The organism is Ruegeria sp. BHSA163 (assembly GCF_059613365.1).
The window spans coordinates 1-15,427 of sequence record NZ_JBXWSJ010000080.1 but is presented as its reverse complement, the minus strand read 5'-3'; the positions used below and the strand labels follow the sequence as shown (position 1 = coordinate 15,427).

The window sequence follows — 15,427 nt, the reverse complement described above, 5'->3', positions numbered from 1 at the left end:
AGTCCTTGTACAGCGCCTCTGCGTGGAAGGCGATGTGGTCTTCCATGAAAGTTGACACAAAGAAATAGGAATGATCGTAACCGGGCTGAAGTCGATACGTGGCTTGTTGGCGGCTTTCCGCAATGGCTTGGGCCAATGTTTCGGGCCTTAGCAAGTCTATGAATTGATCGCTTACTCCGGTGTCAATCAACATCGGGCCGTCAAACCCATTGTTCTTCAACAAGAGTGAAGCGTCATGTTTTGCCCATGCATCTTCGGCATCGCCCAAATAGGCCGCCAGTTGCTTGCGGCCCCAATCCGACCCGGTCGGGTTCGAGATTGGCGCAAAAGCCGAAACTGACCTGAAGCGACCCGGTAGGTTCATCGCCAGTGTCAACGCGCCGTGGCCACCCATCGAATGACCTGTAATCGCTTGCCGATCCCTATCGATAGCAAATCTTTCTGACAGTAAGTTGGGCAGTTCTTCAGCCACGTAGTCCCACATATTGAAATGGGGCGCCCAAGGTGTTTGCGTGGCGTTTACATAGAAACCGGCCCCCTGGCCTAAATCATAATCTTCGTGATCCGCCACCTCTTCACCACGTGGAGATGTGTCGGGAAACACAATAGCAATGCCCTGCTCTGACGCCCACGCCTGTGCCCCGGCTTTGACCATTGCGTTTTCATGTGTGCAGGTCAGGCCCGATAGGTACCAAAGAACCGGCACTGGCCCATCTTTGGCTTCGTCGGGCATAAACAGACCAAATGTCATATCGCACTGACACGCAGAAGACGCGTGACGGTACACGCCTTGTACGCCATCAAAACAAACGTTTTCCGAAAGGGTTTCCATCAGGCAAAATCCTCGTTTTGGCTTCGCATTATCGCTAACGATCCATTCCACAGGCGTAAAGTCTGGTGACCAATTACAGGTGCTTTTTTCCCAGAACTGGATATCAAGGTGCACCCAGCCACGCGATGACCAAGGGAACGGTTAAAATACTGAATAGCGTCGAAAGCAAGATCGCCGCCGAGGCACGCTGCGGTGCGACCTTGTAGTGGGCTGCAAGCATATAAACGTTACCTGCGACAGGCAAAGCCGCAGCTGCAATTACCACAGCCGCGGGGAATGCCGCGACAGGGATCAACCAGATCAACATGATCGCAACGAACAGAGGGTGAAGCACAAGTTTACAAAAACTTAACCAGGCGGCGATTTGTACCCGCTCCGCAGATTTGCTGGCCAGGGATGCACCAATCGCAAAAAGCGCACCTGGCGTTGCAGCGCCGCCGAGAATCACGAGGAAGTCACTTAAGGGACTTGGAACGGGTATCTCAAGCGCGGACCATATAAGTCCCGCCGAGATCGATAGGATCATTGGGTTCTTAAAAAGCCCAATAACAATCATCCGAAATGTTCTGATAGTTAGTCGCCCGTCGCGTCCACCATTTATCAAGATGACAATTAGTGAAGAAAAAACCACTAGATCGACAGCTAAGGCCAACATTACTGGTCCAATTGCCGCCTCGGAATACAGCAAGGCCAACATAGGTAAACCAAGAAACCCGACATTGCCTATAGCAGCGCATTGAGCTTCGACTGCCGCAGTTGGGATATCCAGCCCTCGTAGCCAGGCGACCAGTGTTGCGACCAAGTACACAGCCATGGTGCCCAGAAGATATCCAAGAACTAACCGACCGTTGAATATCTCGGCAAACGGCAGAGTAGCAGCAAATCTAAAGAGCATTGCTGATAGGGCAAAATAAAAGACGAACTTTGTAAGATATGCAGTTGCCTCTTCGGTAAAAAAGCGACTGCGCCCGGCCCAGTACCCAAGGCCGATGATCGCGAAAAAAGGTAATGTACGCATAAAGATATCGACCATGCGCCGAGTGGTAGCACAGATCGCGGGGACTTCAAGACATGGGATTTTGTCTGAACGAATCTGTTAGGAATGTTCCATGAAGTTTGCTTCCGCTCTTTAGAATCGTTGAATCTAAACCAATCGGTTTATAAATTCGACAGGAAGATACGCTCAGGAGAAAGCATGACCCACGCAGACACCATTCTAAGGACGGGCCGAAAATTCGATCAGGTCCTACAAGGTGCGCGCGAGGTTTTCATGGCGGATGGCTTTGAAGGGGCAAGTGTCGACGACATCGCCCGAGCGGCAGGCGTTTCAAAGGCGACACTTTACAGTTATTTCCCTGACAAACGTTTGTTGTTTGTCGAAGTCGCCAGAACTGAATGCAGCAGAATGGCCGAGCGTGTCATCTCGATGATCGACGAGACAAAGCCTGTGCGTGAAGTTCTTATGATAGCAGCAACACAATTAACTGGTTTTCTGGTATCAGAGTTTTCACAACAGGTATTTCGCATTTGCGTCGCTGAACGCGACCGGTTCCCTGAACTTGGCAAAATTTTCTACGAAGCCGGGCCAAAGAACGGCCAACGGCATATGGCGGATTATCTTGAAAAAGCGGTCGCTAAAGGAGATTTGGCAATCGATAATATTCCGATCGCTGCAGCACAGTTTTCCGAGTTATGTAAGACACGCATTTGGAACAGAGCAGTGTTTGGCATTCAGTATTCGTTTACGCAACAAGAGATAAACGAAATTGCGACGAACGCTGTTGACATGTTCATGGCCCGTTACGGCACTTAGCACCTCGTTATGGCCTCGTCCTCTACGGGGATCACTGTCAGACAAATTATATGTCCAGGAAACCGAATGACGTGACCGTTCATGGGTTTGCTACCAGCGGTTTTTGCTAAAAACTGAGTGCCGTCAAGGTTGAAACTGACGTGCATCGCTGAAAACCCGATCACTTTGCGCGTTATCGGATATAAGGCTTTATAAGCGCTTTCCTTGACGCAGAAAAAACACTTGGCCATCGCTCCGCGATAATCTGATGGCTGTTGGTCCAACCAAGCAACTTCGTCGGGCCTGCACACTACGTTTTCTAGGTCGGGTGACAAATCGGTGTTGTGTTCGATATCGATCCCTATGCCAATCGCGGTGTGTGTTCGCGCCACCACCGATAAGCATATCCCTTCGCAATGGGTGATTGAACCAACAAGGCCTTCGGGCCAGATAGGGCTCCGGTCATTCGCCTTTGGAACCGCTTTTGGGGGTAGACCAATCCGTGACATTGCCATTCTGGCTGCTGCTCGACCTGCTGCAAATTCCAAGCGTCGTTTTGGAACGGCTCTAACAATCGCTGCGTCCTCTTCCGGAAACAACGCAGGGCTTGGTAAACTCGGATCGGTAGCGGCAACGCCGAACTCTGTACCCAGTATTTGCTGCACCGAGCCAGAAATTGCAGCTAAATCCGTCATACAGAAGATTGGCGGCGCGCTCGCATCTGCCGTCGTCTTGTCATCGCATCCTGACGTTCAGCAGCACGTTCGGCTTTGGCTTCGGCTGTTTCCTCTGGTTGCTTTGTTTCTACAGTTCCGCCGGTTTTCTGTTCCACGACCTCGACCAATGCCGACAATGTTGGGCAACGAAAAATATCGGTAATACTTAGTGTTGGAACGTCCAGTTCCGCACGAATTTCACGATGCGCTTGAACTGCAAGAAGAGAATGCCCTCCAAGGTCAAAGAAACTGTCCCTGGCCGTAACGCCGGAAACGCCTAAGATACGTTCCCAGATTGCCGCAATCATTTGCTGGGTACTTCCGCTCAGCGCCGGTTTCGCGTCGGCCGGTGCGCTTACCCGACGCGGTGCAGGCGCAGGTAAAGCCTTGCGGTCAATTTTTTTGTTTGGCGTCAAAGGAAAGCGTTCAAGTTTCACGAAATGTGAAGGAACCATGAATTCGGGAAGTTGTTCAGAAAGCGAAGTGCGCAACGTCGAATCCGATACCGGCCCATCTGTAACCATATATGCCACAAGCTGAACTACGGATGGCGTGTCTTCTCGAGCCAAAACAACTGACTGACGCACGCCGGGACAGGCATCCAGCAGGCTTTCTATTTCGCCTAACTCGATGCGGTAACCGCGCAACTTTACTTGATGATCCGCCCGACCCAGAAAATCAAGCTTGCCGTCTGGCCGCCAGCGTACAAGGTCACCTGTACGGTATAAACGTGCGCCCGGAACATTCGAAAAAGGATCAGGAACAAACCGCTCTGCCGTCAGGTCTTCTCGTTGCCAATAGCCACGGGCGACTCCTGCACCTCCGATAAACAACTCTCCGACCGAGCCGATGGGAACCGGTGACATCGCATCGTCCACTACATAAACCTGCGTGTTTGCGATCGGCTTTCCGACATTTACAACCCCTGCAACGGGTGTCGCCATTTCAGTTGTCGACCAGATAGTGGTTTCGGTTGGGCCATACATGTTTTGAATGTCGGCTTGCGAGATCTTATTTAGCTCCGAAATCAACGCGCCTGGCAGGGCCTCGCCACCAATCAGCATGTGTTTCAGATGACCAAGAGCATAACGCGCCTCGTCATTCAATACCAACATTTGCGCCATGGAAGGCGTGCACTGCATATGAGTGACCTTATGGCGGATAATCTGCGCAGCGATGGAATGGTCGCTGTCGTCCAAGGCGGTTTCTTTGTTGGAAAGGCGCAACACCTCTGCCAGCGGTCGCAAGCCATCCAAGACCTGCGAAACTGGAATGCCGTAGTCGATCAGGCAAGTGATTTCGTCGACACCGATGCGTTTCAGTTCTTCGACTCGGTTCAAACAGTCTTCCACTGTTCCAAACAGTCCCGAGTCTTCAAAATATCTTTGAAAGGCAAAATCCAGAATCCCTTCCAATTCGTCTTCGGACAAGCTGCCTAGATCCAATTGGAATGGATTGGTGACGCCCTTTGGCTTTTTGAACGCTGGGAAAGCCCATGCATATTGCTTGATGAGCCCTGCCGCCGCCCTCAAGTAGTCTTTCATCGGCTCGCGAGCAGCTTCGCGCACAGATTCACGTTCATCGCCCACGAAGGTGTGCAGCATTAGAGTGATTGTGAAGTCCTTGGGATCATGACCAGCCTCTCGCAAAGCCTGGTGATAGATGCCAATTTTGCCGGCGACTTCTTGGATGCTTTGACCCAAAAGATGCGTCAACACATTGGCTCCGATAGCGCCCGCCTCGCGCCATGTATCGGGGTTTCCGGCTGTCGTTACCCAAATTGGCAGAGTTTTGGAAACAGGGCGTGGCTGTGTAACTACCCCGTGCATTTCACCAGACTTTGTTGGGAATTCTACCGTTTCACCAGCCCAGAGCTGCCGCAGGGTTGCGATCGAGTCCAACATCGCAGGTTTGTTTTCTGGCGGCGTATTCTCGGGCCGGAGAATAAAGTCATCCGGTTGCCAGCCGGACGCGATGGCTAGACCGGCCCGCCCGTTGGTCAAGTTATCAATGACAGCCCATTCCTCGGCAATTCTTGCAGTGTGGTGCAAGGGCGCAACGCAGCTGCCCGCGCGCACACTTATGTTGTTTGTGACGGCGGCTACTGCGGCGCCTGTGACAGAGGGGTTCGGATAGGGTCCGCCAAAAGCATGAAAGTGTCTTTCAGGGGTCCAAACAGCGCAAAATCCGTTCTGGTCTGCGAATTGTGCGCCTTCCAGAAGCAGCTTATATTTGTCCCGTCCAACTCCATCGTCGTTACCCCAATAGAATAGGCTAAAATCCATCCCGCGCCCGGTGATAGCCTTGGAGTAATCCGCATCACCAGCGACCAGTGTCCGGTTCTCGTCGTCGCTGAGAACGACTTTGAACCCGCGCGCGAGGGTCCAGAAAAGTTCAAGAACAGATATATCAAACGAGAGGCTGGTTACCGCCAACCAAACACCAGGAGGGTCGTGACGAATACGCCCGTCCATGCCAGTAAAGAAGTTTGAAACATTGCGGTGTTCGATCATTACCCCCTTAGGTCGGCCGGTCGACCCGGAGGTGTAGATCAGGTAGGCCAAATCGTCTGAGTTCACGCCGCTGTCGACATTTTCAGTAGGCGCACCGGCAATCCGCGGGTCAATATCCAATGCAAGAACCTGTGCCTCATGCGGTGGCAACTCTGTCGCCAACTCAGCATCGGTCACGACAACCTGAGCTCCACTGTCTTCAAGATACAAAGCTATGCGATCAGAAGGGTAGGTAGGGTCGATCGGAACATAGGCCCCACCAGCCTTGAGAATACCCAGCGCCCCAATAAGCAGTTCCGGTGATCGTTTTGTGTGAACACCGACCAAACTGCCCGGGCCAACTCCCATGTCGCGAAGCACATGCGCCACGCGGTTCGCCTCTGAATTCAGTTCCGTGTAGGTATATGTCCTATTTTCAAAGACTAAGGCCTCGGCCGTCGGGGTGCTTTTTACTTGGGCTTCAAACAATTGATGAACACAAGAGGTTTGGTCGTACTGTTGCTCTGTTTCGTTCCAATCCAACATAATCTGATGACGCTCGGGGTCAGGCAGGATGGGCAGTTCATCGACGGCTTTTTGCGCCATGCCGGGTTGAGTCAATACCTCCAACAGGCTTTCCAGTCGGGCCGATAACAGGCGCTGTGCGGATTCGTTAACATGCCCACCATCCACCATCAGGACAACCTGATCCCCGTTCTGAGCCAGCGTCAGACTGGTGTCAGGCACCAAACCCGCAGCAACAGAAGATGTAAGGCCAATGCGCGGCGTCTGGACTTCAGCCGGGATCCTTGCTGGAAGGTCGCAGGCGAATGCCCCACGTGCCAAAACCTGCGCTCGCTCGGCGTCAAACTCAGCACTTGCTGCGGTAAAACTTGTACCAGAATTGAACCGAACCGGCACCCAGGAGTTGAGGTAGATACTATCCTCGGAAACTCTTTGGGCCACGTCCAGAACATGTGCACCTGCGAGCCGACATAGCAATGCGGCTAACGCTCCATTGATTTGTCCCTCGGACAGACCTTTCGGTACGTGCAAAGTTTGCATGCGCGGCGCACCAGACTCCGCCGCAGTATCGATCAACGGAATTTCTGGATGACACATATTTTCCAGCCTTGTCCGCCAATATGGTTCGGACTTCAACGCCGCAATCAAATCAGCGTTGATCAATTGGGCATCTGCCGAAGTGGGCGAAGACAGAACCGTTGCGCCGTTTGCTACCGCATCGGCGGAAACCGAGGCGCCGAAGCAATCGCGAAACCCGCTTAGACTTATGGCGCCGTCACTTGTGGCAACTGTCAGACTGTCTTCCTCACGAGTTAAAATTGTGCCAGGGACGTCTGACGTGTCATTCGCTACGGCGACGGCCTTTCCGACCAACCAAAGCCTGCCGTTGTTTTCGATTTTGGCGCTGAAAAGTGGGTTCCAATATTCGCCGTGATCCAGTGCCCGAACCAGTGTGGTCAATTCTTTGGTCGGTTTTTCGAAGTCCAACCGGGCTCCGCCTGCAGGACGGGCGTCCCGCTTGAAATAACTACGCTGAGTAAGATCTTGCGGTGCCAGTGCCGGTTTGTCGCTAGCCAGCACCGACACGACCTCCGGAAAGCTTTCTATTGCGGCAGCATAACATTTTGCGTTCAGTGTCAGGGCTGTTTCTGCCTCATCGATGTCGAACAAACGTTGCGCAACGACATCGCCTTCATCCACACCGCCCGAGATAATGTGCCAAGTGATGCCGTGGCGACTTTCTCCGTTTAAAATAGCCCAGACCGGAGCATTCAAACCGGCATAACGAGGCAAAGGGCCATCGTGAAAGTTGACAGCGCTTATGCTCGCTCGGTCAAGCAAGGTTTGCGGCAGCAGGTCGAGATTTGCGATACTGAGCAGCCAGTCAAAAGCAACGTCTTTGAGGCGTTCCTCAAGATCCGGGCCAGGCGTGTAAACGGGTAGGGATTCAGCTTCGGCCCAAGCTCTGACGTCTTCGTTCCGAGTAACCACTCCCTGAATGCCATGACCCGCTTCGCGCAGCATCGTACCACATTGAATTACAAGAGATTCGTGGCCAATCAAGACAGTGGTAAAAGACATAGTTACTCTCCAACAACAGGATTTGCAGTATCGGCCCTTTTGTTCAGGTTTAGCGCTGCGCGAAAGAATGCACGCAAATCATGCCAAAGTAAGGTCGATAGAAAATAGGGTGAAACGCCGCGATCCTTTCGAGTTATCAGGCATCGCAGCCAATGTAAAAAACCTCCGAGCAAATGCACAAATGTCGCTGCTGACGCGTATAGGGCACCGTGGTTTTTTACAAAGTAATGCAAGCGCGAATCGTACCAATATTCCGGTACGCGTTTCCAGGTTTTCATTCCGGTAGACGCTGAACCGATGTGCATGACTTCGCTCGAGCGCACGTAATCGGTTCTATAACCCGCCTGTGCGGCACGCCGGCAAAGATCTGTTTCCTCGAAGTATAAAAAAAACGTTTCGTCAAAGACGCCGATCTCGGAAAGCACGCTTTCGCGCATCATCAAACTTGCGCCTGCCAGCCAGTCTACTGGTTGTGTTTCGGTTGGAATGGCGACGGGAACAGCCTTATCAGCCAGCAATCGGCTGACCGGTCCGAAATTGATTGCACCTTCAAATTCGCTGGCAATTGACGGAAAACGAAAACTAGTCAGATGCGGATCGCCATCTTCGCCATAAATATAGCTACCCGCAAAACCTGCCTTTGGCGTCGCTTCCAGATGGTCCAGCAGCAAGCGTATGGCATTAGGCGCTGGAAAGGCGTCCGAATTTACTATGTATAAATAATCCGGTCGCGTCCCGTCGCTCAGGCCTGAGCGGATTCCGACATTGTTACCTGCGCCAAATCCGCCGTTGTGACCTGACTGAATGACCCGGACCAGGCCGTCCTTGTCCCAGCCCAGTTTGGTGACCTGGCCTAAGATTTCTTCGAACGAACCGTCCTTTGAGTCGTTGTCGACGATAATCATTTCACCGTCTATACCCTCCATTGCCGCGCGAACGGCTTCAGCCGCGCGCAGGGTCATTTCTGGCGTTTTGTAGTTCAGGAGTATTGTTAGGAGGCGGGGGTCAGACATCGTTTCTCGGCCTCATCCAGGCATCGTTTCATTCTAGAGGCAAGAACCCGCACATTTGGTTCCAAGACCATCGAGTCGTGATCACCGGGGACTTCAAACACCTCAATTTTGGGCGCCCATGGTGTCCAGTCGTTGTCGTGGGTGATATAGTCCCGTTCGTGATTGATTAGACGATCCTGAGCGACCTGCCATTTACCGACCAGTGGCGGGCGAAAAAGGGTAAGTGGACCCGACCAAGGTTTAAGCGGATATGCAGCCACACTTTCAAGGAACGCCTCCTCGATAGCGGCATCATGGAACTGCTGGCCGTCGGCTTCGGCAGTTGAACCCGGTTGACGCTTCTGCATTTCCCACGCAATTCGGTTTTTGACCCATTCGACGGGGTAAGCAGGTCCACGTTCGCGCAACTCGAGCAATTGGATCATCATGCGATCACGACGGGTTACTGAGGGCCGCACAGGCAAAGGCGTGTCCAACATGACCAGAGAGCTGACTTCTTCGCCTGCAGCCGTAAGCTGTTGCGCAATTTCGTATGCTGTAATTCCGCCACCGGAAAAACCACCCAGCATATAAGGCCCACGTGGCTGGACCTGACGTATTTCAGCGATGTAGTCGCGAGCCGCTTCCTGCAGATCGCGGTGAGGTTCTTCATCGCCATATAGGCCTCTAGCCTGGAGCCCATAGAACGGACGATCAGTGCCGATAAGATGTGCAAGATGTCGAAGGTTCAGCACGTTACCGAACATGCCTGCCACCAAGAAGAATGGCGTTTTCGGACCACCTTCTCCGCTATGCATTGGCACCAGATGGGTGAACCTGCGTTCAGGGGCAGAAGGTGCATCGTCTGCAGCCTTTTCGTCGCCTTCTTTTGGAACCCCACGTGCGGCAATAAGCTCGGCGCATTTACGAATTGTAGGGGCCTCAAATAGAACCGAGATTGGAAAGTCCACATTGTACGTTTTGCGAATTTGGGCAAACAGACGCACGGCGATCAAGGAATGACCGCCCAGATCGAAGAAGCTGTCTTCGACCCCGATCTGATCGACACCAAGCAATTCCTGCCAAAACCCTGCTAAACGAACCTCGATATCATTTTCCGGAGCAACAAAATCCGAATCCAATTCGGGACGCTGGAACTTTTGGTCGGACCCGGTGTTATCAGCGGTGGTTTCACCCGCCTGATCGATCAAGCCGACAAGATCGAGAGAAGACAGGATTACTTGTGACTGATCTGAAGCCAAAGCACGGAAGAACAAATCGGGACCTTCGCTGGCCAAAATGCCTTGAGACAAGTTGTGGCGAAGGCGTTCTTCGGCTGGCGACAGTGGGGCAGGCGTATCCAGTTCACCGGATTGAGCGGGTGTGGCTTCAGAAGATGCAAATCCGGCAGTGTCCTCCATCCGGCGGATAGAAAACCCTTCGACCTCTACGCAAATCGATCCGTCGGGCGTGGCTATCGTCACGTCGAAACTGGCAACTTCGCCGTCCGCTCTGTTGTCTCCGGCGTTACGAACCCAGCTTACGATTTCGGCGGGCAAGGGTTGATACACGCGGATCGATCGGTATGACACCGGAACCCATAAATGAGTGGGTTCGTATCCTTCAATTAGCGCCATGGCCCAGCCGGTTGCCAGATCCATCAATCCTGGATGCAATTGGTACCCGTCCGTCACATCGCTGCGTAGATCATCGGTTAACGCAAGTCTGGCAAGCCCTTCTGCTTGACCCATTGCCGTGGATGTCAGGACTTTCCACCGCGGACCAAAAGCCAGATGCGCTTCCTGATAGGATCGTAAACGTCCCCCTTCTGGAGCATGACGGGCCTCTGCGCACCGCGCGGCGATTGCAGAAATGTCAATTGGTTCGACCTCGGCCAAGGGCATCAAGGACAGACTGGCCTGGGCGTTCATTTCAAATGCTGAATCTTCTGCCGCGCTTTCGACAACAAAATCATACCCGACGTCACTGCGAGGTAAACGCAGCCGGACTTTCTGATGTTCAGTGTTGGAAACGGCCAGAGGTCGCAGGAAGTAAAGGTCGCGAATTTCAAACGGTGCGAGTTCGCCCTGTACGCTAAGCGCTTCGGTGGCCATTTCCAGATATCCGGTTCCTGGGACTAGTGCATCGCCTGCCTTGGTTCTGTGTTCGTTCAAGAACCATCGATTGTTGGCGTTGTAAGTCGCGGTGAAAATCCGGTTCCCTGCGCGGTCGAATGTCGCTTCATCCAGCATCGGGACGTCGGTCGGTTCGCTTGGAGCAGGCGTACCACCTGTTCTAGCCTCCATTGCGTCTGCCGCCATGCCCACATCGGACCAGATACCCCAGTTAATTGCTGTGACTTTTGTTTTGTCACCAGATCTCGAGCGGGCATAGGCATTAAGATATTCATTCGCCGAGACATAATCGACCTGCCCGATTGGGGCCGTTGCCGTAGAAGTAGAAGAGAACAGTACAAGCCAATCGAGGGATCCGTCCGGAAACAACTGATCGATCACCTGCGTGCCATGAACCTTTGGCGTGAAAACGTCTTCTATTTCCATCATCGACTTTGTCATGATGGGCGCGTCATCGATTAAGCCAGCAGCGTGGATGACGCCATTGATCGCGCCAAATTCCTTTCCAACCTGTTCTATAGCAGCCCGCATTTCCTCAACGTTCGACACGTCTGCAGTGACGGTCATGATCTGTCCGCCTGCGGCTTCAAGCTGTTCTATAGCTCGGATGCGGCGGACATAGGTGTCTTGAGGAGAGCTATTTCCAAGAATGCGGGGCCATTGGTCACGCGGCGGCAGCCCGGAACGGGACAAAAGCACAATTTTTGCGGCGCATCGTTTGATAAGTGCCTCAGCCAGTGTAAGGCCAATGCCACCAAATCCACCAGTAATGAAATAAGTGCCGCCGTCACGCAGCGGAAGATCTTCGGGCACAGGATCGGGTAGAAGTCGCGCGCGGTATCCTTGCTCCAAGCGTTTTCCGTCACGAAGGGCTGCTGTCCAGTTACCGGGTTCAGCAAGTAAGTCTTCCAAGACCTGATTTGAAAGGTCTTCGGAAATCTCGGGTGGTTTGCGCCTGTCGCCCTGCTGAGGGAGGTCGACGTCCAGCACACCGCAGGTGATACCAGGGTATTCGCGCGGGATGACACGGGCCGGCCCGGTCAAAGTAGCCTTTTCTGGGTAGGGCAGGCCCTCGTCCTTGACTTTCAAAGCTCCGGAGCAAAGGACGTTCATGTGAATCGGTCCGCGCAAGTCCTCTTCTCCGATCGCCTGAGCGAGAAAGAATAAGCTAAAGAAACCTTGCTCAAGGTTGCGATGGAAAAAGCTGCTGCCAGGGCGGAAGCTTTCGCTTTGTGTTAACAACCAGCCGTGAACAATCCGGGTAGGGCTGCGATCACGGGAAGCTAAATCGGCCAGAAGCGCCTGATATCCTTCGCGACCTCGTTCAGGGGCAATACGGTATTCATTGTCGCCGGTCCGGACAAAGGCGTCGCCTGTTGTAACAGTTGTTACCGAATGCCCTGCCTTGCGCAGGCGAGACGCGACTTGGTTGCACAATCCTGACTTGTCCGCAAAAATCAGCCAGTTTTCAGCCTTAGTGTCGGTCAGATCGCCTGTGACATCGATATCGCAATTTGCGTATCGCGGTGTCCACGCAACGCGGTACCCCCAATCCTCGGGATTTTCTGAGCGCATCAACCACTGAGATTTGGACTCTGCCGCTGCTGCCTTGCCGGGTTCGATAAAATAAGATGAACGCTGGAAGGCATAGGTCGGAAGCGGAACGCGGTTGCGGTGTGCCTCTCCCCAAATCTGGCTCCAGTCAATGCGACCGCCCAATGCCCAGATCCGTCCAAGCATGGCCATGAAATACGCATCGTCGGCAACGGTGTCGTCGGGGTGGCGTAAACTTCCAATCACCTGATTTGCATCGACCTTGTCATGTTGGCCAGTAAGCGAAGCAAGAGCTTTACCTGGGCCGACTTCAATAAAGATGCGTTCAGGGTTTTCCGCCAATGTGCCAATGCAGTCTGCGAAATGAACTGTTCCACGAAGGTGCCGTACCCAATATTCAGGGTCTGTAGCCTCAGCTTCGGTAATCCACGTCCCGCTGTGGTTCGAAGGAAAGGGAATCTTTGGTGGATTCAAAGTGATTGAACGCAGGTAGTCGCCAAAATCCTTTAGAATCGGCTCCAGCATCCGCGAATGGGCCGCTATATCAATCGGGATCCGTTGATAGTCGACATCAAGTTTAGCCAATCGTTCCTGCAACTCATCCAGCGCGGCCTGTGGTCCCGTAGCAACGGCCAGACCAGGTGCATTTACAGCGCCTAGATCAAGATGATCACCCAACAATGGGCGCAACTCATCCGCTGGCAATGGAACGCTGAGCATTCCACCTGCAGGCACGGTGTCGAACAACTTACCCCGTAAATGAACCAAGCCGATGCAGTCTTCGAATGACATGACTCCAGCTACACAAGCCGCAGTATTTTCTCCCATTGAGTGCCCTACGAGTGCAGCAGGCTTAACCCCCCAAGCCATCCACAACTGTGCCAGTGCGTATTCAGTGATCATTATAAGCGGCAGCTGCACCGATGGCTTCTTAAGTCGTTCTTCGGCCTTGGTTTTTTGCTCTGGCTCGGGCAGCCAGATAGACCGAATGTCATAGTCCAACATGGGCTGCAGTATATCCAGTCCCTTGTCCATCCAGTCTGCAAATACCGGCTCTGTCTCATACAGGTCCCGTGCCATGCCGGCATATTGAGCTCCACCTCCGGGGAACATGAACACATGCTCCGGATTGTCTGAGATCACAGAATGCGTGAAAACTCTGCGGGGGTCGTTTTCCTGCAATAACTCGATCGCCTGGTCGTGGTTCTCTGCAACGAGGACCCGACGTTTTTCAAACCCGCGCCGCCCCTCTTTCAATGTCCATGCAATGTCGGCAAGGTCCTGATCTGGATGAGAGCGTAAGTGATCAGTCAACAACTCCGACCCCCGATCCAAAGCCTTTTTTCCTCTGGCCGACAAAGTCAAAAGCTGGAATGGCCAATCGGATTGGTCCGATTCAGATCGTGCGGGAGCTTCTTGCAGGATTGCATGCGCGTTGGTACCGCCTACACCTAGCGAATTGACACCGGCTCTACGTGGTCCGTTTCGGGGTACCCAATCCGTCAGTTGGTCGTTGACCAAAAATGGGCTGTGATCAAAATCAATCGCCGGATTTGGTTTTTCATAACCTAGGCTGGGCGGCAATTGCCGATTGTGCAACGACAACGATGCCTTGATCAGACTCGCGACGCCAGCTGCGGTATCAAGGTGACCGATATTGGTTTTGACCGAGCCTAACCTGCAAAAAGCTTTCTTTTGCGATGTTTCGGAAAAGGCTTTGGTCAGGGCGGCAACTTCGATTGGATCTCCCAGATAGGTGCCAGTGCCATGGCACTCGACGTAGTCGATGGTGTCGGCTTTTACATCTGCCATAAGATGTGCTTCGGCGATTGCCGCGGCTTGGCCATCCACGGACGGTGCCAGATAGCCGGCTTTGTCCGAGCCATCATTGTTGATCGCGGTCCCGCGGATCACGCTCCAGATATGGTCTCCGTCCTCAAGGGCATCTGACAATCTGCGCAATACTACCATTCCCGCACCCGATCCAAAGACAGTTCCCTGTGCGCGATGGTCAAAAGCGTGGCATTGTCCGTCTGGCGACAGCACCTCGCCCTCTTTGTATATGTACCCGCGATTCTGCGGCAGTTCGATTGTGACGCCACCTGCCAGAGCCATGTCGCATTCGCCCGTCATCAAAGCTTGGACGGCGTAATGAGCTGCTACCAATGATGTCGAGCAGGCTGTCTGAACGTTTACGCTGGGGCCCTTAAGATCAAGAATGTGGCTGACGCGAGTGGACAAAAAATCCTTGTCGTTCCCAGTGTGTCGCAGCAGGAACATACCAACGTCTTCGACCAGATCCGGGTTGGAACAGACGTTGAAGTAAAAGTAGCTACCCATCCCGCAACCTGCGAAAACGCCAATCGGGCCGGGGAAATTCTCGGGTGGGTGGCCAGCGTTTTCGAGGGCCTCCCATGCAACTTCCAGCAATTGCCGATGTTGTGGGTCCATAATTGCGGCCTCTTTTGGTGAGAGGCCAAAGAACTCGGCATCAAATTGATCAAACCCGTCGAGTGGAGCGGCAAATGGGACATAGTCAGGGCGCTCAAGCAGGTGCGGAGCCTCTCCTGAATCCAATAGTGTTTGTTTGTCAATTTCACGGATCGACTCGATGCCGTTCCGCAAATTTGACCAGAAAGTTTCGATCGAACCCGCGCCAGGAAAATGCGCTGCCATTCCAACAATCGCGATGTCGCCATCCCGAACGTCAATACTCACTTTTGAACCATCCATAACAATAACCAAGTGTGTCCAGAACGCCCATCACACTGCGTCACGCTTACCCTAAAAAACTACAAAGGTCCAAAT

At 53.1% G+C, this 15,427-nt stretch carries 7 protein-coding genes; 1 reads left to right on the top strand and 6 read right to left on the bottom strand.

All coding sequences use genetic code 11. The annotated features are described in order from the left end of the window. Window positions 1-832, bottom strand: an 832-nt coding sequence (fghA, locus tag AC2FNV_RS21885; protein ID WP_170605705.1) for an S-formylglutathione hydrolase, incomplete at its 3' end; no start/stop codon positions are given. 103 nt (window positions 833-935) lie between these two features. Continuing rightward, window positions 936-1,865, bottom strand: a complete 930-nt coding sequence (locus AC2FNV_RS21880) for an AEC family transporter (protein ID WP_170605707.1) — start codon at window positions 1,863-1,865, stop codon at window positions 936-938. Window positions 1,866-2,027: 162 nt separating this feature from the next. On the opposite strand from AC2FNV_RS21880, the gene AC2FNV_RS21875 reads away from it, so the two are divergent. Next, the gene (locus tag AC2FNV_RS21875) at window positions 2,028-2,645 is read left to right on the top strand and encodes a TetR/AcrR family transcriptional regulator (protein ID WP_170480110.1); all 618 of its coding nucleotides are present in this window, start codon (window positions 2,028-2,030) and stop codon (window positions 2,643-2,645) included. Here the strand turns inward: AC2FNV_RS21875 and AC2FNV_RS21870 are convergent. The 4 genes from AC2FNV_RS21870 to AC2FNV_RS21855 are packed head-to-tail and all read right to left on the bottom strand — an operon-like array spanning window position 2,642 to window position 15,352. Then, window positions 2,642-3,319 (bottom strand): 4'-phosphopantetheinyl transferase family protein, encoded by a 678-nt coding sequence (locus tag AC2FNV_RS21870; RefSeq protein WP_170605709.1) that lies wholly within the window; start codon window positions 3,317-3,319, stop codon window positions 2,642-2,644. The genes AC2FNV_RS21875 and AC2FNV_RS21870 overlap by 4 nt on opposite strands. Next, complete coding sequence (locus AC2FNV_RS21865) at window positions 3,316-7,938, bottom strand: MupA/Atu3671 family FMN-dependent luciferase-like monooxygenase (RefSeq protein WP_170610627.1); 4,623 nt, start codon at window positions 7,936-7,938, stop codon at window positions 3,316-3,318. The genes AC2FNV_RS21870 and AC2FNV_RS21865 overlap by 4 nt, the downstream gene beginning before the upstream one ends. A gap of 2 nt (window positions 7,939-7,940) precedes the next feature. Next, window positions 7,941-8,951, bottom strand: a complete 1,011-nt coding sequence (locus AC2FNV_RS21860) for a glycosyltransferase family 2 protein (RefSeq protein ID WP_170605713.1) — start codon at window positions 8,949-8,951, stop codon at window positions 7,941-7,943. After that, entirely contained in the window at window positions 8,930-15,352 is a 6,423-nt protein-coding gene (locus AC2FNV_RS21855) for a type I polyketide synthase (protein ID WP_170610630.1), read from the bottom strand. Before AC2FNV_RS21855 ends, AC2FNV_RS21860 begins: the two co-directional genes overlap by 22 nt. Between the last annotated feature and the right edge of the window lie 75 nt (window positions 15,353-15,427).